General features: G+C 33.0%; 20 protein-coding genes. 13 read left to right on the top strand and 7 right to left on the bottom strand.

Translation table 11 applies throughout. The annotated features are described in order from the left end of the window. The first annotated feature begins 218 nt into the window (after positions 1–218). The 9 genes from ffh to J7574_RS18055 all read left to right on the top strand — a co-directional run bounded on the left by ffh (position 219) and on the right by J7574_RS18055 (position 10,085). Positions 219–1,583, top strand: a complete 1,365-nt coding sequence (gene ffh / locus J7574_RS18015; RefSeq protein WP_111363229.1) for a signal recognition particle protein — start codon at positions 219–221, stop codon at positions 1,581–1,583. A gap of 144 nt (positions 1,584–1,727) precedes the next feature. After that, positions 1,728–2,615: a bifunctional 5,10-methylenetetrahydrofolate dehydrogenase/5,10-methenyltetrahydrofolate cyclohydrolase gene (locus tag J7574_RS18020; RefSeq protein WP_290971798.1), complete on the top strand. Its 888-nt coding sequence runs from the start codon at positions 1,728–1,730 to the stop codon at positions 2,613–2,615. A 406-nt stretch (positions 2,616–3,021) separates the two neighbouring features. Then, positions 3,022–3,948, top strand: coding sequence for a magnesium transporter CorA family protein (locus J7574_RS18025; protein ID WP_290971801.1), 927 nt, complete (start codon positions 3,022–3,024; stop codon positions 3,946–3,948). Between the two features lie 492 nt (positions 3,949–4,440). After that, entirely contained in the window at positions 4,441–5,055 is a 615-nt protein-coding gene (locus J7574_RS18030; protein ID WP_290971806.1) for a hypothetical protein, read from the top strand. Positions 5,056–5,059: 4 nt separating this feature from the next. Continuing rightward, a complete protein-coding gene (locus tag J7574_RS18035; protein ID WP_290971809.1) occupies positions 5,060–5,350 on the top strand; it encodes a transcriptional regulator in 291 nt (96 codons plus the stop codon). Positions 5,351–5,409: 59 nt separating this feature from the next. After that, the gene (locus J7574_RS18040) at positions 5,410–6,798 is read left to right on the top strand and encodes a DUF4173 domain-containing protein (protein ID WP_290971811.1); all 1,389 of its coding nucleotides are present in this window, start codon (positions 5,410–5,412) and stop codon (positions 6,796–6,798) included. A gap of 250 nt (positions 6,799–7,048) precedes the next feature. Continuing rightward, entirely contained in the window at positions 7,049–7,528 is a 480-nt protein-coding gene (locus J7574_RS18045; protein ID WP_290971814.1) for a hypothetical protein, read from the top strand. Positions 7,529–7,609: 81 nt separating this feature from the next. After that, positions 7,610–9,346 carry a tetratricopeptide repeat-containing sensor histidine kinase gene (locus J7574_RS18050; protein WP_290971817.1) on the top strand — a complete coding sequence of 579 codons (1,737 nt, stop codon included), beginning with the start codon at positions 7,610–7,612 and terminating at the stop codon, positions 9,344–9,346. After that, positions 9,339–10,085, top strand: coding sequence for a LytTR family DNA-binding domain-containing protein (locus J7574_RS18055; protein ID WP_290971820.1), 747 nt, complete (start codon positions 9,339–9,341; stop codon positions 10,083–10,085). Before J7574_RS18050 ends, J7574_RS18055 begins: the two co-directional genes overlap by 8 nt. A 44-nt stretch (positions 10,086–10,129) precedes the next feature. On the opposite strand, the gene rluF is transcribed toward J7574_RS18055, so the two are convergent. From rluF to J7574_RS18070, 3 genes are all read right to left on the bottom strand, one after another. Beyond that, positions 10,130–10,960, bottom strand: a complete 831-nt coding sequence (rluF, locus tag J7574_RS18060) for a 23S rRNA pseudouridine(2604) synthase RluF (protein ID WP_290971823.1) — start codon at positions 10,958–10,960, stop codon at positions 10,130–10,132. Positions 10,961–11,110: 150 nt separating this feature from the next. Beyond that, positions 11,111–11,458: an antibiotic biosynthesis monooxygenase gene (locus J7574_RS18065; RefSeq protein ID WP_290971826.1), complete on the bottom strand. Its 348-nt coding sequence runs from the start codon at positions 11,456–11,458 to the stop codon at positions 11,111–11,113. A gap of 11 nt (positions 11,459–11,469) precedes the next feature. Then, entirely contained in the window at positions 11,470–12,618 is a 1,149-nt protein-coding gene (locus J7574_RS18070) for a cytochrome P450 (protein ID WP_290971828.1), read from the bottom strand. A gap of 77 nt (positions 12,619–12,695) precedes the next feature. Here J7574_RS18070 and J7574_RS18075 point away from each other — a divergent pair, with 77 nt between their 5' ends. Beyond that, positions 12,696–13,373 (top strand): helix-turn-helix transcriptional regulator, encoded by a 678-nt coding sequence (locus tag J7574_RS18075; protein ID WP_290971831.1) that lies wholly within the window; start codon positions 12,696–12,698, stop codon positions 13,371–13,373. Between the two features lie 48 nt (positions 13,374–13,421). Here J7574_RS18075 and J7574_RS18080 read toward each other — a convergent pair whose 3' ends face one another. The 3 genes from J7574_RS18080 to J7574_RS18090 all read right to left on the bottom strand — a co-directional run bounded on the left by J7574_RS18080 (position 13,422) and on the right by J7574_RS18090 (position 16,332). Next, complete coding sequence (locus J7574_RS18080; RefSeq protein ID WP_290971835.1) at positions 13,422–14,285, bottom strand: alpha/beta fold hydrolase; 864 nt, start codon at positions 14,283–14,285, stop codon at positions 13,422–13,424. A gap of 169 nt (positions 14,286–14,454) precedes the next feature. Then, a complete protein-coding gene (locus J7574_RS18085; RefSeq protein ID WP_290971838.1) occupies positions 14,455–15,234 on the bottom strand; it encodes a C4-type zinc ribbon domain-containing protein in 780 nt (259 codons plus the stop codon). A 3-nt stretch (positions 15,235–15,237) separates the two neighbouring features. After that, a complete protein-coding gene (locus J7574_RS18090; protein WP_290971841.1) occupies positions 15,238–16,332 on the bottom strand; it encodes a Nif3-like dinuclear metal center hexameric protein in 1,095 nt (364 codons plus the stop codon). Between the two features lie 211 nt (positions 16,333–16,543). Here J7574_RS18090 and J7574_RS18095 point away from each other — a divergent pair, with 211 nt between their 5' ends. From J7574_RS18095 to lpxK, 3 genes are read left to right on the top strand one after another with little or no spacing between them, the layout of a single operon-like run. Further along, entirely contained in the window at positions 16,544–16,786 is a 243-nt protein-coding gene (locus tag J7574_RS18095) for a DUF2683 family protein (RefSeq protein ID WP_290971844.1), read from the top strand. Beyond that, positions 16,762–17,043 carry a Txe/YoeB family addiction module toxin gene (locus J7574_RS18100; RefSeq protein ID WP_290971847.1) on the top strand — a complete coding sequence of 94 codons (282 nt, stop codon included), beginning with the start codon at positions 16,762–16,764 and terminating at the stop codon, positions 17,041–17,043. The genes J7574_RS18095 and J7574_RS18100 overlap by 25 nt, the downstream gene beginning before the upstream one ends. A gap of 5 nt (positions 17,044–17,048) precedes the next feature. Beyond that, positions 17,049–18,095: a tetraacyldisaccharide 4'-kinase gene (lpxK, locus tag J7574_RS18105; protein WP_290971850.1), complete on the top strand. Its 1,047-nt coding sequence runs from the start codon at positions 17,049–17,051 to the stop codon at positions 18,093–18,095. Here lpxK and J7574_RS18110 read toward each other — a convergent pair whose 3' ends face one another. Continuing rightward, positions 18,096–20,267, bottom strand: coding sequence for an ATP-binding protein (locus J7574_RS18110; RefSeq protein WP_290971852.1), 2,172 nt, complete (start codon positions 20,265–20,267; stop codon positions 18,096–18,098). Between the last annotated feature and the right edge of the window lie 19 nt (positions 20,268–20,286).

Genomic DNA, 20,286 nt, shown 5'->3' on the forward strand with positions numbered 1-20,286 from the left:
CAAAATGACATAGCGAACTTTGCGAGCAAGAAAATAATTTCCAAAATCTGCGCAATCTGCGAGAGAAAAAATACCAGTTAAGTAATTCGAGAAATTAGTGCAATTAGCGGCAAAAAAAACTTTGTGCCTTAGCGACTTCGTGGCAAAAAACCACTCAAATAAAAATTGCCTGAAATATCTAATTAGATTATCTTTGCACTTCATATAAAGAAAATGATATGTTTGATAATTTAAGCGATAAGTTAGATAAAGCGTTCCATATATTAAAAGGACACGGTAAAATTACAGAAGTAAACGTTGCCGATACTTTAAAAGAAGTTCGTCGTGCGTTACTTGATGCCGATGTTAACTTTAAAATTGCGAAAGATTTTACAGCAAGAGTAAAAGACAAAGCAATTGGTCAGGATGTATTAACAACATTACAGCCAGGACAATTATTGGTTAAGTTAGTAAAAGACGAACTTACCGAGTTAATGGGTGGAGATGTAGCTGGAGTTAACCTTTCAGGAAATCCAACAGTCATTTTGATGTCTGGACTTCAAGGTTCTGGTAAAACAACTTTTTCTGGGAAATTAGCAAACTTCTTAAAAACAAAGAAAAACAAGAAACCATTACTTGTAGCGTGTGATATCTACCGTCCAGCGGCGATCAATCAGTTGCATGTTGTGGGAGATCAAATAGGTGTTGAGGTTTACTCAGAACCAGAAAATAAAAATCCTGTAGAAATTGCTCAAAACGCAATTAAACACGCTAAAGCAAACGGATTCAATGTTGTGATCGTCGATACAGCAGGACGTTTGGCAGTAGATCAGGAAATGATGGACGAAATTGCACGTGTACACAAAGCAATTCAGCCGCAAGAAACATTGTTCGTTGTCGACTCTATGACAGGACAAGATGCTGTAAATACAGCAAAAGCTTTCAACGATATCTTGAATTTTGATGGAGTTATCTTAACAAAATTAGATGGTGATACTCGTGGTGGAGCAGCGCTTTCAATCAAATCGATTGTAAACAAACCAATTAAATTTGTTGGTACTGGAGAGAAAATGGAAGCAATTGATGTTTTCTATCCAGAACGTATGGCTGAGCGTATTTTAGGAATGGGAGACGTTGTGTCTCTTGTTGAAAGAGCTCAAGAACAATTTGACGAAGAAGAAGCAAGAAAACTTCAAAAGAAAATCGCTAAAAACGAATTCGGTTTTGATGACTTCTTAACGCAGATTCAACAAGTAAAGAAAATGGGTAACATGAAAGATCTTGTTGGAATGATTCCAGGAGCTTCAAAAGCCATGAAAGATGTTGAAATCGAAGACGACGCTTTCAAACATATCGAAGCGATTATCTATTCGATGACACCAGCAGAAAGAAGTAAACCAGCCATAATCGACGTAAAAAGAAAAGCCAGAATCGCAAAAGGTTCGGGAACTAAAGTCGAGCAAGTAAATCAGCTGATGAAACAGTTTGACCAAATGAGCAAGATGATGAAGATGATGCAAGGCCCAGGCGGAAAAAATCTGATGAAAATGATGGGAGGTATGAAAGGGATGCCGGGTGGTATGCCAGGAGGAATGCCGAGATAATAAAATTAAAAGTTTCAAGTTTCAAGTTTCAGGTTATGAAACAGAAGTTTGAAACTTTTTTCTATAGATAAATTGAGTTTCGTTTTCAACTTGGAACATGAAACGTGAAACAAAACAAACTTTAAATTAGAAACAACACAACAAATGCAACTACTAGACGGTAAAAAAACATCTAACGACATTAAAAACGAAATTGCACTCGAAGTTCAATCTATAAAAGCAGCCGGAGGAAAAGTGCCTCATTTGGCAGCGGTTTTGGTTGGTAACAATGGAGCAAGTTTAACTTACGTAGGAAGTAAAGTAAGATCTTGCCAAGAAATTGGTTTCGATTCCACTTTAGTTGCTTTGCCAGAAACAATTACAGAAGACGAACTTTTAGCAAAAATCAAAGAATTGAACGAAGATGATAACCTTGACGGATACATCGTTCAATTGCCTTTGCCAAAACATATCGATGAGCAAAAAATCTTATTGGCAATCGATCCTGACAAAGACGTAGACGGATTTCACCCAACTAACTTTGGTAGAATGGCTCTTGAAATGGAAAGTTTTATTCCAGCAACACCATTCGGAATTATGGAATTGTTAGAGCGTTACAAAGTAGAAACTGCAGGAAAACATACAGTAGTTATCGGAAGAAGCCACATCGTAGGACGTCCGATGAGTATTTTAATGAGCCGTAAAGGAAATCCTGGAGACTCAACAGTTACTTTAACTCACAGCAGAACTAAAGATTTAGCAGAATTCACTAAAAATGCTGATATTATTATTACAGCTTTAGGAGTTCCAGAATTCTTAAAAGCAGATATGGTAAAAGAAGGAGTAACCGTTATCGACGTTGGAATTACACGTGTAGATGATGCTTCAAATGCAAAAGGATATGTAATCAAAGGTGACGTTGATTTTGACGGAGTAAGCAAAAAAGCCTCATTCATTACACCAGTTCCAGGTGGAGTAGGGCCAATGACAATTGCAATGTTGCTTAAGAATACACTTTTAGCAAGAAAAATGAGAAGCGCAAGAAATCAATAATTGTGCATCACAATATATGGAAAGCCTGTTCAATCGAACAGGCTTTTTTTTATGCTTTTAGTTTGAATTTTTCTACCACATAGAAACATAGATTTAAGCCTATAAAAAGAATACATAAGAGAAACAAATTTCTTTCACATAGTTTAAGTTCTAACTATGGTTATTTAAAAAAAGCGAAGCGCCTTTGCACAGTTGCAATAACTATGCTTCTATGTGTTTAAAATCTGTGCAAAGTGCCATTTTAATATATAATTAATAGTTTAAAGTTTCGGTTCTTAAAAATAAAAGATACTTTTGCACCACTTAAAAAACACTTCTCCAAATGGACGATTATTATTATTCGTTAGTATTTAATTAAAGCAGCTTTTGAATTTCAAAATGCTGCGATAAAACCCTGTATTTTGAAATGAAAGCCTTTTACACAAACAACAACGGATTGATAGAAATCCAAAAATGGACTTCAAATTGCTGGATTCACATCGAATCTCCAACAGAAACAGACAAGAATTACTTACTAGAAGAGCTTCAAATTCCCGAAGCATTCTACAATGATATTGAGGATATCGACGAAAGACCTCGTATCGAAATCGAAGACGGTTGGACACTGATTATTATGCGTATTCCGATAAAAAGCGGAGATGTCAAAATTCCTTTTCACACCGTTCCTCTCGGAATCATTTTTAAAGATGATATATGCGTTACCATTAGTTTTTATGAAACCGAAATTATTGCCGATTTTGTATCCTATTCACAACGCAAAAACATTGAAATCGAAGATAATTTCAATCTAGTGCTACGATTGCTTTTGTCATCAAGCGTTTGGTATTTGAAATACCTAAAACAAATCAATCAGAAAATAAAACTGGCAGAAGATAATTTAGAGAAATCGATCAAAAACGAAGAATTGCAAGCGCTGCTTCAAATCGAAAAATGCTTTGTATTCTTCATCACTTCGCTAAAAGCAAATGACGTTTTATTTCAAAGAATTAAAAATCTAAAAGCACACAAAGCGAGTTACGATCCGGAATTATTAGAAGATGTCGAAATCGAATTAAATCAGGCGCAAGATACAGCCAATATTTACAACAACATCTTGACTGGAATGATGGACGCCTACGCCTCCGTAATCTCCAATAATATGAATAATATTATGAAACAGATGACATCGATTTCCATCATTTTAATGATCCCGACATTAATTGCCAGTTTGTACGGAATGAACGTACCAAACGGCTTAGAAGAAAGCAAATACGGAATCTGGATCCTGCTTTTAATTTCAGTAATACTTTCCTCTTTCGGCGTATTTTTATTCAAACGCAGAAGATGGTTCTAAAATAAAGCCAAATACTCAAAAGCCTGTTCGTTAAGAATGGGCTTTTTAGTTTTATAATTTGGGCGTGACCATCTCGTTGCAAAAGGGCTAATATGCTTTGTGGTTATACGCCCTTTTGCAACGAGACGGTCGGGCTATCCGCGCTACTTCGGTAGCATGCTCCTATCCCTCACGCGATTGCATGAAGAGACCTAACAGGTTTTTAAAACCTGTTAGGTCTTATATTGGATATCTTTTAAAAAATCTAGTCCCTACGGGACAAAAATCGGTAGGTAAATATTTCTTCTACCAATATTAATCTCTCCGAGATAACTCCGCTAGGAGTTAAATATCGGTAGCCCAAAATTATTAATGCCCGCATAAAATATCCCGTAGGGATTATACATTTAAAGGGGCAGAGTACAGATTAAGATATAAAGCAATTATTTTTTCACGTTTTTTATTTGCCAATCCAAAATAAATAATAACTTTGTAGTGCAAAGTACTTTAATTATGAATCAAAAGCACCAAGAAGATTTAGCACATATTCGTTCCATGATGGAGCGCTCTTCAAGATTTATATCATTAAGCGGACTTTCGGGAGTTTTCGCGGGTCTTTCGGCTTTAATTGGCGGAATCTATGTTTACCAGCTTTTCAAAGCAAACGGAATGGATTATCTAAACGATGAACATAGATTATATTCTACCAATCTGGTTTCAGAATTATTCTGGATCGGAATCACCATTTTAGTATTTGCATTTGCTTTCGGAATCTTTTTCACCATTAGAAAAAGCCGAAAATACAATCTGCCTATTTGGACATCGGCAACAAAAAAGATGCTGTTCAATTTGGCTGTTCCGCTGGTAGCCGGTGGAGTATTTTGCTTGGCAATGATGTATCATGGTTATTTTGGTTTGGTTGCACCCTCAACATTAATATTTTACGGATTGGCGGTTATCAACGCAGAAAAATATACATTTTCAGATATTAAATATCTAGGTTTTTCGGAACTGATTTTAGGATGTATTGCACTTTTTAATATAGGATATGGTTTGATTTTCTGGATTTTAGGATTCGGAATCCTGCACATCGTATACGGATTAGTGATGTTCAAAAAATACAAATAACCCAATGGGAATTATTGATAAACTAAATAAAGATTTTGAAAGCCGTGTCAGACTGGGTATTATGTCCGTTCTGATGGTTAACGACTGGGTAGATTTTACCGAGATGAAAGCGCTTTTAAACATCACCGACGGTAATTTAGCGAGTCATTCCTCTGCGCTTGAAAAAGCAGGTTATATCGAAGTGAAAAAAGAATTTGTGGGCAAAAAGCCAAGAACCTCTTATCAGGTAACCGATTTAGGTCGCGCTGCCTTTAAAGAACACTTATCGTACCTTGAAAAATTAATGAAATCCTAATAACACTATTTTTTTATCTAAAAACTTTGAATTACAAAGTACTTTTAAATTTATCAATCATGAAAAAACATCAAATTATTTTAGCTTGCACAGCGGTTTTTATACTGCTTTTTTACAACGAATCTGTCGGAATCAATATTTCTATTTTCGGCGTTTTCTTAACGCTCCTGATTAGTTTTTACAGTCAGGAAAAGTTTGTCGAGAGATCCCATTTAGTTCTGGTAATGACCTCGATTTTGTCTTGTTTTGCCTTTGCTTGGTACGGAGATGCAGCTTCTTTTTTTGCTTTAGCCTTGTCAATCCTATTTTTACAATTTAAAATTCAGAGTGGAAAACTCAAAACAATTCAGGTTTTTCCATTAATAATCTTAAACGGATTTACTTCTATAGGGAGAATATTTATGTTTCAGCAATGGCTTCCAGAGCGAAAAATTCACAACGATTTTGCTAAAAAGCTAGTTGCCTTTGTGCTTATTCCGATTATCTTTCTTGGATTGTTTTTTATTGTGTATTCTTTCGGAAGCGATCATTTCTCTTCATTATTTACAGATTACGAACTGGATATTGATCTGCCGCAATTAATCGGGATCAGTATTTTAGGATTTTATATTTCCTTCAGTTTTTGGAATTATTGGGTTCCAGAAGTTTGTTATGAGTACAATCCGAAATTAAGCAACGATTTCAGCAATATTTCTGAGGTAAAAAACCAAAGCACTTTTTCGTTTTTAGATTTAGATTTCGAAAGAAAAAGCGGTGTAATCACTTTGTTTCTGCTAAATATCATGCTCTTGGTTTTTATTGCGACTTACAATTACGAGCAGTTTTTTGAAGTAGTAGAGAAAACAAATCTAAGCGCCGACACACACGAACGAGTAAACGCTGTAATTTTTTCGATCTTAATGGCAGTTGGAGTAATTATGTTTTACTTTAAAGGCGGTTTCAATTTTGATGAAGATGCTTCTTCTCTAAAAAAACTGGCAAAAGTCTGGTTAGTTTTAAACGTAGTTTTAATCATAAGCGCCATAATCAAAAATTCAGAATATGTTTCTTTTTATGGTCTTACTTATAAAAGGCTAGGAGTATACGCCTTTTTAATTTTGGCTATTATAGGATTAGTTATTTCATTTCAGAAAATAAACAAACAGAAAACAAATGCTTTTCTATTCAATCAAATGATTTGGTATTTCTACGGAACGATTATTCTATGCAGTTACATAAATTGGGGAAGCTTGATTACCAATTACAATATTTCGGTAAACAAAGGAGTAGAACCCATTTTCTTGAGCGGATTAAATTTTAATGACGAAGCTCGAAGAGAATATTTTAAAAAGAACAATTTAGACGGAAAATATACAGAATCAGTAAGAGAAGAAATGATTTCAAATTATCAAGAAGCTAACTTTTTGTCTAAAGCATTGTATTATGAATTTTTAGACAAAGAAGAATAAAGTATTTGTAGGTTGCATTTTAAAATCTCGTCAGAAATGATGGGATTTTTTTTGTAATTTTTTTGGCAACATCATTTTTATGTTATTTGTCTGATTTTTAGGTTATTTGTCGTATAAGATTGTTCAGTTATTAAGAAAATATGTATATATTTGATTTGTAAAAAATGATTGCTTTTTTATTGATTCAATCGATTAATAGCAATTTTTTATCCCAAAACAATTTTATTAATGTCCTTAAACAAATAAAATCATGGAAAAAATTACTTTAAATTCCCCCAAGAATAATACTCTACCCTATGATCCTCCAGGTGTAGACATAACGACTAAAGATGAAGCTCATGCTATTGGTCATGTCTCATTTAAAGAAAAGAAATCAGTAGAGGTTCTTTCGCCTTATGTGGAAGCTTATTATGATGCAAATAAGAATGTACTTTCTGTAAATGCAGTAGTCTACGTTGACCAGACAAAGGTTGTAAACGAAGTATTAGATTATAGTATATTTCAAAATACTTTTATTGATCTTGATGGAAATCCTCAATTGCAATTTTTTATAGTATATAATATGCCCGAAGAATTATCAGGAGAGCTAGTTATCTATGAAATAATTTTCACGGCAAATGCTGAGCATTTTATTGGAGGACTTTCAAATATTAAACAAATACAGACTTTTCTTTGGGATGTAGATCCTGTTGCTTCTAGAGGAACAGTAACTAATGTGCAGTCAGGTTAATTCCTAATCAAAAAAGTGCTGTAATTCAATTTACAGCACTTCTAAATTTTATCAGTTTAATATACAAAGTATAAAAGTGTAATGATAAAAAGAGTATTTATTACTTCGCTATTATTGTTTTCCTTATTTGTTTTTTCGCAAAAACACACCCAGCAAGAGAATTTGATGAGCACGGCAATTCAAGCAAAGGCTCAGAAATTTAAAGAAAATACTAATTTCTACAAAGCGCAGAACTTCTTTCTTCAAAATAATTGGGATTCTACTTTGGTTTATTCGATGAAAGAAATAAACGAATCTCGAAATAAAGAAATCCTAGATTATTGCCATTATTTTAGGGCAATAAGCTTTAAAGAAAAGAAGCTACTAGATGAATCTAAAAAAGAACTAAATCAAATATCAAGCGGTTTTCCGTTTTCATACAAAGTTAAAATGAAGCTGGGCGAAATCGCCTTAAGCAAAAATAATTTTAAACTCGCTTTACATTATTTTCATGAAACTGAAAAGTTAACCAACAAACAGCTTTATGATATAAAATATAGCACCGTTCTGCATAATATAGGCTTATGTTATCTGCATCTTGAAAACTATAATAAAGCGGAAGAATATTTGTTTAAAAGTGCAAAACGGCAAGAAATAGAAAAAGACACGTTGCTTTTAATTGGCTCTTATATGGATATTGCAACCTTGTATTATCAACAATATAAAGATAATCAGGCGATTCCTTATTTTGAAAAAGCATATCGTCTTTCGCATAATACAAAAGCACTAGAGTTAAAGCAAAATGCAACTTTAAATATGGCTGTAGTTGAGGAAAATAGGAAAAATTTTCCGCTAGCATTGAACTATAGAAAAGAATATGAAAAATGGAAAGATTCGTTAAACGATCAAAATAAAGTTTGGGCAATTGCAGATCTTGAAAAAAAGTTCGCAATCAAACAAAAACAAAAAGAAGTTGATATTCTAGCAGCCGAAAACAAAATCAAAGCGGCAGAGCGAAATGGATTTTTAGCTTCTTCTGTTTTGCTGTTAATTTTATTTGGAACAGGAATTTATTTTTACAGACAAAAAATTAAAAATAATAGAATTATTTTAAAACAGAAAAACGAACTGGATGAGCTAAATGCTACAAAAGATAAATTGTTTTCTATTGTTAGCCATGATTTAAGATCGTCTGTTAATGCTTTAAAGACCAGTAACGGCAAGCTAATAGAAAATCTTAAAAGCAAAAATTTTACAGAATTGGACACTTTGCTGCATAATAACAGTTCAATAGCAAACAGTACTTATAATTTACTGGATAATCTGTTGAATTGGGCTTTATTGCAGACCAAACAATCTTATTTTTTTCAGGAATCTTTGCATTTGGCTTCGATCGTTCAGCATGTAGAATACAATTATAAACCATTGATGTTAAGTAAAAATATCGGTTTTAAAAATGAAGTAGCAACATCAGAATATGTACTGGCAGATATAGATTCGCTTAAAATCATTATTAGGAATTTTTTAGATAATGCGATTAAATTTTCGAAAGAGAATGGTTTGATAAGTATTTACACTAGAACTTCTACAGAGGAATTTTGTTATCTGGTGATCGAAGATACTGGAGTGGGAATGAGCGAAAATACGATAAATGATTTGCTGAAAGATACGACACTACTTTCGAAAAAAGAGAATGATGATATAATAGGAACCGGTCTTGGATTGCAGTTGTGTAAAAGTATGATTTATAAGAACGGTGGTAGATTGGAGATTGAAAGCGAAGAAAGCGCGGGAACTAAAATTATTATTGCATTACAAAAGTTTAGAAATCATGAATAATATAAACGTACTGATTATTGAAGATACCGTTTCAGAAAGTGATACGCTTGTTAAGGTACTTAAAGATAGTAATTATAATATTGTCGGAGTTGCATCAACGTACAATGAAGCGCTTACAATGTTTTATAGCAATGTGGTAGATATTGTAATTATTGATGTTTTTCTAGATGGAAAACCCGAAGGAATTACTTTTGCAGAAACTATAAACGTTGTTCCAAACAGTGTAAAACCTTTTGTGTTTTTAACCAATTCGAAAGATCGTCAGATTTTTGAAAGAGCCAAACTTACCAAGCCTTTCAGTTTTTTAATGAAACCTTTTAATGAACTTGAAATTCTTTATGCAATAGAAATGGCTCTCGAAAAGTTTTATGAACAGCTAAATGTTTTTCATAGTGAAGATCAAAATACGGTAATAAGTAACGATTCACTTTTTATCAAAAAGAAAAAAGCCTTGAAAAAGGTTTATATTGAAGATATTCTATATGTCGAAGTAGAAGATCGTTATTGTAATATTATCACCGAAACGGAAAAATTTGTAATTCTTATTTCGCTTACCAGAATTATGGAGCTTTTAGATCCGTTGCAATTTGTTAGAACACACCGTAATTTTATTGTAAATTCTAATAAAATTATAGAGATAGTTTTGAGTGATAATTTGATTGTTTTAAAAGGAAACCATCACGTAACGCTTAGTGAGAAATACAGAGATGTGATTGCTAAATTTCCAGTATTGAAATAAAGCTTTTATAGAAAAGAAAAAAGGCGCTAAATAAGCGCCTTTTTTTAATTATCTCCTCTTTTCTTAAATCGAGGATCATGTTTTGAGATAAAGTTTTTTCGTCGAGTTGGAGTTGCAGCAGAAGTTGAATTTTCAACTTTAGGAAAACTCGCTTCTTCGGTTTTACTAGAAGGTTCTATTAACTGATTTAGTTCTTTTATTTCAGCATCTGTCAAATCTCGATATCTTCCAACCGGAACATCCAAAGAAATATTAATAATTCGAATACGTTTAAGCGCGGTAACTTCATATCCTAAATATTCAGACATTCTTCTAATCTGACGGTTTAAACCTTGCGTTAAAATGATCTTGAAAGTATATTTACTGATTTGTTCCACCTTACATTTCTTCGTAACCGTATCCAAAATCGGAACACCATTTCCCATTCTCTGGATAAAACGTTCTGTAATAGGTTTGTTTACGGTAACCGTATATTCTTTTTCGTGATTGTTTCGCGCACGAAGAATCTTGTTTACAATGTCACCATCATTCGTCATAAAAATCAATCCTTCACTGGCTTTGTCCAATCTTCCAATTGGGAAAATACGTTTCGGATAATTAATATAATCAACAATGTTGTTCTTAACTTCTAAGTTGGTAGTACATTCAATTCCCACTGGTTTATTGAAAGCCAGATAAACCATTTTTTCGTTTTTCTCAACGATTAATTTTCCGTCTATGCGTATTTCATCGTCTGAAGAAACTTTAGTTCCCATTTCAGCCACAGCACCATTTACTGTTACACGTTTTTCGTCGATCAGTTTATCGGCTTCACGACGAGAACAATAACCAGTTTCTCCTATAAATTTATTAAGACGTTTCAAATTTTCTTCCATACTGCAAAAGTAGCTAAAATTTAGGACTTCTTAGATTGTTGGACTTTTTAGAATTTTAGATTTTGATTGCAAAGAAAAATAAAAACGAAGTTTTTGTTTCAAAAGAAAAAACTTAGAGCCTTAGCAACTTAGAATCTTAGCATCTTTTTTTTAAGAATGATGAAACTCACGACTATCTTCAGGCGTTTCATTTCTTTCAAACATTCCATAATCGCGAACGACCGTTGCAATTCGCAAATGATAATCCTTAAAAATTTCATTTCGGCCTTTTTCCTGTGCGTGGCGATGCATTTCTAGGTTTCTCCATTGCATAATACTTTCTTCATCTCTCCAAAAAGACAGAGACAAAATTTTTCCAGAATCACTTAAACTCTGAAAACGTTCAATCGAAATAAATCCGTCAATATGGCTTAATTCCGGTTTCAGACTTGCGGCAATATCCAGATATTCTTCTTTTTTTCCTTCGTTTGGGATTACTTCAAAAATTACAGCTATCATTTTTTATTTTTTTAATTAGAAATTGAAATCCAAATTGCTTTTGGCAACCTGGCGTTTATAAGAGGTTCATATTCTATTTCATTCTCTAAAATAGATATATTTTTAAAATTTTTGAATAGATAATATAAAGCTTCTGTGGCAAGAGTAATAGAAAAATATTTCGCGACACACATATGTCCACCAGTGCCAAAAGTTAGATGATCTTGATTATTTTTTCGCTCCAAATCAAAAATCATCGAATCCTTAAATTGTCTGCTATCGCGATTTGCTGCCGCGAGTACAACAAGTATTAATTCGCCCTTTTTAATAATAATATTGCCAAGCTGAATATCTTCTGAAGCGATCCGACGTGTATTATGAATTGGAGGATCAAATCGAAGCGTTTCTACAACCAATTTCTGAATCTGAATTTTATTTGATTTGTCGCAATTGTTTTCTTTTGAAAAACACTGCAATAATGAATTGCTCAATAAACCTCTTCCAGCGTCATAACTTTGAATAAAAAGGCCAATTAAATTGCTTATAAATATAGATTTTATTTCGTCAACAGAAATAGTATGCTTCTTCGAAATCGCAGTAATTAAATTTTGATAAAATGAAAATGCATCGATATGTTTTTCTGTAATTATATAAATTTCTTCCGAAACTGTATTGATCAAATCGATGTCCTCAGGCTTTTTATTAGGATGCATTAGTTTGGTAAGCGTCTCGATATTGTTTGCAATAAAATGAGAATCACGATCATTAAAATCAAAACTTTTCAAAATGGTCAGGACTGGTAGTTTTTTACAGATTAATTCAACCCAGTTTATGTTGTTAGTAACAGTGCTTTGAAACAATTTTGAAAGAAGCGATTCAATTGCGATAGATTTCATGTTAGAAAAAAGAACCGTTGCGATTTCTTTTGCAATTTCATGCTGAATTCCGTTTGAAAGTCTGGCTAGATTACGACTGATTTTTAAAGCATATAGATTGAGATTGTTTTCTGAAACCGCTGGGATCTGTGCACTTTTATGATTTAATATTTCAGTACAATACTCATAAGAATAAACAGCCCAGATTTTGTTTGATTCATCCCAATGAACAGGATTTTGATCCATCATTTTTTGATAGAACAAGTACGGATTTTTAATCTCCGATTGTAGAAATAAAGTTGACATGGTGTATATTTTTTAGCAAAGTTATTTACCTTTATTCTTTAATACTTCAGTTTATCCTTAACTATAATTGTTTGAAAATGGAAAACCAATTTGTAAAAATAGCATCGCTAATTGGCGATCCAACACGCGCAATTGTAATGTGGACATTGCTTGATGGAAAAGCGTTTACAGCAACAGAATTGGCAATAACGGCAAATACTTCGCCTCAAAATATGAGTATGCACTTGGCAAAACTTCTGGAAGCAGGGTTGCTAGCAGTTGAAAAACAAGGAAGGCATAAATATTACCGGTTTTCAAATAAAGAAACAGCTTATGCAATTGAAGCTATGGCAAGTTTAATTCCACCTGCGATGCCTGAAAAAAAGAAGACAGATCAGCATTCTCCAATAAAACATTGTCGGACCTGTTACGATCATTTGGCAGGAAAAATTGGTGTTGCTCTTGCCGAAAGTCTGCTAGAACAAGAAGTGATTTTAGATTTGGATACCAAATTTGAAATAAGCGCAAAAGGCGAAAAATGGTTTTCTGACTTCGGAATTAATCTCGAAGATCTCAAAAAACAACGCCGTATATTTTTGAAACCATGTTTAGATTGGAGCGAAAGAAAAAATCATATCGCAGGATCAATCGGTTCTTCTTTATTGGATAAAATGATTGCTGAAGATTGGTTGCGAAAAACAAAAAATTCGCGTGCCATACAAATTACAGGTAAAGGAGAAAAAGAATTATTCAGACTTTTTAAAATAGTAGTTTAAGGATAAGTCGCAGTCTCAGTTAAGAGCCTTTGTCACTTTGTCCCTTTGTTACTTTGTCCCTTCAGAAGAAAAAAGAAACTCAATCACTTTATCATACAATTCGTCATCATGCATTCCGTGACCTAAACCTGACGTCTCAATAAACTGACTATTTTTCCAATTGCTCGCTATTTTTTGCCCTTCGGCGAAAGCCACAATTTTATCAGAAGTATCGTGAGCAATAAATCCAGGAATAGTAAATTCTGATGCAAATTTCTGTCCTGAAAAATCTTCTAGTTTAAAATTGAATCGGTCTAAGAACTTGCTTTCTAAAAGAGAAAACATTTTGGTATTGAGGCTCAGCATGGAAACATAATTGTCAATCAAAGTTTTTAACTCTGACGGTGCGCCTAAAATCACCATTTTATTAATACTCGTATTTGGAAATAAATATTGATGGTAAACGCAAGCGGCACCACCAATCGAATGCCCAATGATGATTTCTGGCTGATATTTTTCTACTGCTTTATTGATAAATTCAGCGTAAAGTGGCACATTAAATTCTTTACCGCTGCTTTGCCCATGTGCAGGAGCATCAAGCGCAATAATAGTGCTTCCGGATTTTTGAAGATGGGGCAGAGTTTTTTTCCAGCGCGAAGAATTGCTTTCCCAGCCGTGAACTAATAGAATTTTAGTTTCATTTCCTTTCCAAATGTACGTTTGAAAATGATGTTCGTTATGATGGAAAATTTCTGTTTCTGTATTTTTTAAAACTTTAGGAAGATTTTCTTTTTGCAATCGGCCAATTCTAGGTTGGCTGAAAAGCGCATAAGAAAGTTCAACAGCCTTTTGCGGACGCACATAACTCAAAAAGTTAATATAAGATCCAACAGATTTTAAAGTAATAAAACGGATACCTTTTTTAATTCCCAAAACTTGTAATTTTTTTTCTAAAGGTAAAAAAAGGTCTGCCACGAATTACACGAATTAACATGAATTTTTTATTCCCATTTTCATCGACAAAAAATAATTATTGGGAATTAGTGAAATTAGTGGCAAAAAAGAGCAAAAAAAAAGTCCCGATTTAATCGGGACTTGATATTTAGAATTTTGTGAACAATTGTTCCATTTTTTCTTTTTCTTCTTCAGCTAATTGCGTATCAACTAAGATTCTTCCAGAGTGCTCATCAGTGATGATTTTCTTTCTTGAAGCAATTTCAACCTGAGTTTGAGGTGGAATTGTGAAGAAAGATCCAGCAGAAGCTCCTCTTTCGATAGAAACTACAGCTAATCCGTTACGAACACTGCTTCTGATTCTGTTGTAAGCTGCTAATAATCTATCTTCGATTTGTGCAGCAAACTCAGCAGATTTCTCTGTTAAGAAAGCTTCTTCTTTCTGAGTTTCAGCCATAATAGCATCTAACTCAGATTTTTTATGTTTTAAATGAGAGCTTTTAGCATCAAGTTTTTCTTTTAAATTAGAAATAACTTCTTTTTTGTGCTCGATAGAAGCTTTCATTTCTTTGATTTGCTTTTCAGCCAATTGAATTTCTAATTCTTGAAATTCAACTTCTTTTGTCAAAGAATTAAATTCTCTGTTGTTACGTACTGATTCTTGTTGTTTTGTGTACTTTTTAATAACCTCCTTATGCTCCTCAATAGCAATTTTCTTTGCTTTGATTTGCTCCTCAATCACTTCAAGTTCACCTTTCAGTTTCTCTGAACGAGTGCTCAAACCTGCAACTTCATCTTCTAAATCTTCAACCTCTAAAGGAAGTTCTCCTCTAACGTTTCTGATTTCGTCAATTCTAGAGTCAATAAGCTGTAAATCGTATATTGCTCTTAACTTGTCCTCAACACTTAATTCTTTCGTATTCGTCATATTTTATAAGTACTTAACTGGATTTGTATTTTCTTCCGATAAAATGATTGCAAAATTAAGAATTTTTTTTCGAAGATAATCAACAATATAATTTTTTGTATAGCGTTCGCTCTCAAAATGACCAATATCTGCCAAAAGTAACTTGTTTTCGGCTTCATAAAATTGGTGATATTTCAAGTCGGAAGTTAGAAAAGCATCGGCTCCAGCCTGAATAGCATTTCTTATGGCAAAACTTCCTGAGCCTCCCAAAACAGCAACTTTTTTGATTTTTTTTCCTAAAAATGCAGAATGGCGAATTCCGTCTGCAATCATTTTTTCTTTTACCGAAATAAGAAACTCTTTTTCATCCATTTCAGCTTCCAGTTCGCCAATCATTCCTAAACCAATATTTTGATGTGAGTTTTCTAAGTTGTAGATTTCATAAGCTACTTCTTCATAAATATGATTTAAAAAAAGTGCTTTTAAAATGCGGGATTGCAGATGTTTTTCAAAAACAACTTCAATTTTAATTTCTTCTCCAGTGTGCAGTTTTCCTTTTTCTCCAATTACAGGATTGCTGTCTTCATTTCCTTGAAAAGTAAAAAAGCCTTGTGTATTGAAACTGCAGTTGTCATAATTACCAATTGTTCCGGCACCAGCTTCAAACAGTGCATTTCGAACTTTGTCTGCATTATCTGGAACGGTAAAAGTGACTAATTTTTGAATGAAATTATTTTTAGGAACCAGTATTTTCGTATTGATTAATCCTAAAGCATCGCAGAAAATTTTATTTACGCCTTGCGAATGATTGTCAAGAGCGGTATGAACGGCATAAATGGCAATATCATTTTTGATTGCTTTTAAAATGGCACGTTCCACGTAATTTTTTCCTGTGATTTTTTTAATTCCAGAAAACAATATCGGGTGAAAGCAAACAACTAAATTGCAGTTTTTCGAAATAGCTTCGTCAATGACACTTTCTAAAGCATCATGGCAGACTAGAACTCCAGTAGATTCGGTTTCAGCATCTCCGACCAAAAGTCCGACATTGTCAAAATCTTCGGCGTAAGTCAAAGGTGCCATTTCTTCAAGAACCGATATGATATTTTTGATTTTCATTTTTCTGTTTTGTTTCAAGTTTTAGGTTTCTGGTTTCAAGTTCTAAGACTTGTGTCAAAACCGTAAACAAAATAACGAAAAAAATTATACTTTGGTAAATTGAAATTTGCTTCCGAATCAATCCGTTTACATTTGTTTGTAAAAGGGGTGATTTATATTTTGTAAATCAAATTGCGACTTTTCGTATATTTGTAGTTCTAAATTAAAAGTCATGGCTACAATAAAAATTAATGAACGAACAAAAGAGGGCAAAGCATTCATGGCTATGTTCGATGCCTTTTTTAAAAATGTTAGGGGTATTGAAATTGTTGAATCAGATAATTATGGACAGGTAAACGAAGAAGAAAGCCCATATAATCCTGATTTTGTAGATATGGTTTTGAAATCTGCAAAAGATAATAATAGTACTGAAATTAATCCTAATGATGTATGGGGAAGTTTAGGATTGAAATAAAGGAATTAGCGAAAAAGCAAATTATTCAACATTATAAATCTGGAGATAAAAAGAGTATAAAAAATATTGAAAAAGTTCTTTTAGAACTTTCAGAGACTCCTTTTGAAGGAATTGGAAATCCTGAACCCCTAAAATATAAACTTACCGGATTTTGGTCTAGACGAATAAATCAAAAAGACAGAATAATATATTATCTGGAAGATGAAACTGTGACAATTTTTGTTGTTTCTGCAATGGGCCATTACTCAGATAAATAACTTCTATGCACTTACTTCGAAAATTACTTTTCCCTTTCGCCATTTTATACGGATTCATAACTTCAGTCCGTAATTTTCTTTTTGATAAAGGCGTTTTAAAATCGACTTCATTTGATCTTCCAGTAATAGCAGTTGGAAATTTAAGTGTTGGCGGAACAGGAAAAACACCTCAAATTGAATACCTGATTCGTTTATTGTCTGATGAATATAAAGTGGCTACTTTGAGCCGCGGTTATAAAAGAAAATCTGAAGGTTTTGTTTTGGCTGACGAAAATTCGAATGCTGAAATTTTGGGAGATGAGCCGTTTCAGTTTCATCAAAAATTTCCAAACGTTATGGTGGCGGTTGATGCCAATCGTACAAATGGAATTCAGCAATTGCTTTCTCAAAAAGTAAAACCTGAAATTATTTTACTGGATGATGCCTATCAGCATAGAAAAGTAAAAGCTGGTTTTTATATTTTACTTACTTCGTATGGCGATTTGTATGCAGACGATTTTATGCTGCCGACAGGAAATTTGCGTGAAAGCAGAAGCGGAGCAGAAAGAGCAAGCATAGTGGTTGTTACCAAATGCCCTAAAATTTTAACGGAAGAAGAGCAGGCTGAAATTAGAATAAAGTTGAAATTGAAAAGCAGCCAGCAAGTATTTTTTAGTTTTATAGATTATGACATCTTTATTTATGGTAAAAACGAAAAAATTGCAGTAAGCGAAATTAAATCAGAATCTAAATTGCTTTTGGCTGGAATTGCAAAACCAAAGCCATTTTTTGATTATTTAAAAAATGAAAGCGATGAGTGTCTGACTTTTCCCGATCACCATCATTTTTCTGATGCAGATTTAGATACAATTCGAAATAAAGCAAATGGAAGGAAAATGATTACTACTGAAAAAGATTATGTGAGACTGAAAGACTCAGAACTAATAGATCAATTGTATTATCTGCCTATAAAAAGCTCTTTTATCAACCATCAGCAAGACTTCGACGCAACGATTTTGGAATATGTAAAGAAGAACTTAGAATCTCAGTATCTTAGAAGCTTAGAGACTTAGCTAATCAAAAAACTTAGCAATCGTACTGTAGAAATCGTCTGGAACAAAAGGTTTTGTAATTACATCATCCATTCCATAAGATAGAAGCATATCTCGGTTTTCGTCGAGCGAAATTGCAGTTAATGCTATAATTGGAGTCGCTTTGTCAAACTCACGAATCAATTTAGTAGCTGTTGTTCCGTTAATGCCAGGAAGATGCACATCCATTAAAATCATATCAAATCGTTTGATTTTTAAAAGCTCAACAGCATCTTCTCCATTGTCAACAATCTCGCAAGCGATGTTTTTATTTTCAAGCATTTTACGAGTGATCATTTGATTGATTTTGTTGTCCTCAATCAATAAAATAGATTTGTTTTTCAATTGTTTATCGTTATAAGGTTTGACTTCTTCGATTACTTCCAGCGGTTCGTTGTTGACTTTGAAATTTAATTTGAAGGTAAACGTAGAACCTTTACCCACTTCACTTTTTAATTTTATTTCGCCTCCTAAAAGTTCAATTAATTTTTTTACAATAGTAAGGCCAAGACCTGTTCCGCCGTATTTTCTGTTTACTTCAATAGAACCTTGAGAAAAGCTTTCAAAAACAGATTGTAGCTTGTCTTCGGGAATTCCTATCCCAGTATCAACGATTTCGAAATATACTGTTGCGTTATCTTCTTCTTGAGAATACAATTTAGCAATAACATTTACATGTCCGTTCTGGGTAAATTTTAAAGCATTATTGATAAGGTTGAGAATAATTTGAGATAGTTTGGTCGGATCTCCAATTAAAGTATCGGGAATCGCTTTGTCTATTTCTAAGTTGAAATAATTTTTGTTGGCGGTTGCCAATTCTTTTAATGAACTTTGAATATTAAAAAGCAGTTCTTTTAAATTAAAACTGATATTTTCAATTTCAACTTTAGTCGAATCAATTTTATTAATTTCTAAAATTTCATTGATGAAAGTGGTGAGATAGTTGCCAGAAAACTTTAAAGACTCTAAATACTTTAGTTGTTTTTTCTTTGGTTTATCTTCAAGTAAAATATGCGTAATTCCATTAATGGCATTCAGCGGTGTCCGGAGCTCATGGCTAACTGTAGACAAAAATTCAGATCGTGCTTTTGATGCTTTTTCTGCATTGTTTTTGGCTAAAATAAGTTCTTTATTCTTTTCCCGAAGCAGTAAATTGTTCTGGTTTCTAATGATATTGTTTTTGTACAGCGCCAAACTCAAAAGAGATAAAATCGAGATCAAAGCAATGGCTAAAATGCTGACTAACTTAGAATAACGATACGTTTTTAGCTGGAATTTTTCTTCGCTTTCTTTTTTAATGGTATTATTTAAAGATTGATTTTTTTTGAATTTTTCGTATTCGTCCAAATCAATTTTAGCATTTTTTAGTTTTAAAAGATAATTCTCTATCTGATAATGTTCATCTAAATAAGAATAAGCTAAATCGTAATTTTTATTCTGTTTATAGTATTGGCTTATGGCTAAAACAATTTTAGATTTTTTTTGCAGATCATTGATCTGGGTATTGTAATCTAAGGCTTTGTTAAAATATACAATAGCAGAATCATTTCTTTTAAGTTGTCCTTCTATTAGACCAAGCTGGTAAAAGGCATCTGCTTTGGTTTTTAGAACGGCTTTATTATCCGGTTTTTGGGTGATTGCTTTGAACGTTTTTACTGCCGACTTCAAATCATTATTAGCCTTAAATGCTAAAGCTTTCTGATAATCTAGCACTTCTGCATTATCATTGATGTTGAGCTGTTTTAGTAAATCTTGAGCTTTTGTATAATAAACAGTTGCTGTTTTATAATCGCCTTTGGCAGTATTGGTTACGCCAATATAATGCAATGCCAAAACTTTTGTGCAGCTTGGTTTTAAGGTATCAAATAAAGAAACTGTTTTGTGGAAATTTTTTAAAGCATCTTCAAATTTTCCTTGGTTATAATAAATTTTGCCAAGCTTAAAAGTCTGATTGGCCAGATTCTCTTTTTTACCGTTTTCTTCGCAAAAATTAATCGACTTTTCGGTGTAGTAAACCGCCTGATTTAGCTTTTTATTGTTAAGATTTGAATTGGCTAACTTGTTATAATAGGCCAGACTATCCGTATTCTGTTTGGTTTGAGAATACAAAAACGAGTTAAAAAAACAAACAACAATAAAAAGATAGTATTTCATGTATGGCAATGCTTTTACA

Origin of the sequence: Flavobacterium sp. (genome assembly GCF_017744675.1) — a bacterium.
Taxonomy (GTDB): domain Bacteria; phylum Bacteroidota; class Bacteroidia; order Flavobacteriales; family Flavobacteriaceae; genus Flavobacterium.

Coding starts and splice junctions, on each gene's coding strand:
- J7574_RS18095 (WP_290971844.1), top strand. CDS start 16,544: ATGGCTACAATAAAAATTAATGAACGAACAAAAGAGGGCAAAGCATTC.
- lpxK (WP_290971850.1), top strand. CDS start 17,049: ATGCACTTACTTCGAAAATTACTTTTCCCTTTCGCCATTTTATACGGA.
- J7574_RS18090 (WP_290971841.1), bottom strand. CDS start 16,332: ATGAAAATCAAAAATATCATATCGGTTCTTGAAGAAATGGCACCTTTG.
- J7574_RS18045 (WP_290971814.1), top strand. CDS start 7,049: ATGGAAAAAATTACTTTAAATTCCCCCAAGAATAATACTCTACCCTAT.
- J7574_RS18070 (WP_290971828.1), bottom strand. CDS start 12,618: ATGTCAACTTTATTTCTACAATCGGAGATTAAAAATCCGTACTTGTTC.
- J7574_RS18050 (WP_290971817.1), top strand. CDS start 7,610: ATGATAAAAAGAGTATTTATTACTTCGCTATTATTGTTTTCCTTATTT.
- J7574_RS18110 (WP_290971852.1), bottom strand. CDS start 20,267: ATGAAATACTATCTTTTTATTGTTGTTTGTTTTTTTAACTCGTTTTTG.
- J7574_RS18030 (WP_290971806.1), top strand. CDS start 4,441: ATGAATCAAAAGCACCAAGAAGATTTAGCACATATTCGTTCCATGATG.
- J7574_RS18040 (WP_290971811.1), top strand. CDS start 5,410: ATGAAAAAACATCAAATTATTTTAGCTTGCACAGCGGTTTTTATACTG.
- ffh (WP_111363229.1), top strand. CDS start 219: ATGTTTGATAATTTAAGCGATAAGTTAGATAAAGCGTTCCATATATTA.
- J7574_RS18055 (WP_290971820.1), top strand. CDS start 9,339: ATGAATAATATAAACGTACTGATTATTGAAGATACCGTTTCAGAAAGT.
- J7574_RS18075 (WP_290971831.1), top strand. CDS start 12,696: ATGGAAAACCAATTTGTAAAAATAGCATCGCTAATTGGCGATCCAACA.
- J7574_RS18100 (WP_290971847.1), top strand. CDS start 16,762: ATGGGGAAGTTTAGGATTGAAATAAAGGAATTAGCGAAAAAGCAAATT.
- J7574_RS18065 (WP_290971826.1), bottom strand. CDS start 11,458: ATGATAGCTGTAATTTTTGAAGTAATCCCAAACGAAGGAAAAAAAGAA.
- rluF (WP_290971823.1), bottom strand. CDS start 10,960: ATGGAAGAAAATTTGAAACGTCTTAATAAATTTATAGGAGAAACTGGT.
- J7574_RS18025 (WP_290971801.1), top strand. CDS start 3,022: ATGAAAGCCTTTTACACAAACAACAACGGATTGATAGAAATCCAAAAA.
- J7574_RS18020 (WP_290971798.1), top strand. CDS start 1,728: ATGCAACTACTAGACGGTAAAAAAACATCTAACGACATTAAAAACGAA.
- J7574_RS18085 (WP_290971838.1), bottom strand. CDS start 15,234: ATGACGAATACGAAAGAATTAAGTGTTGAGGACAAGTTAAGAGCAATA.
- J7574_RS18035 (WP_290971809.1), top strand. CDS start 5,060: ATGGGAATTATTGATAAACTAAATAAAGATTTTGAAAGCCGTGTCAGA.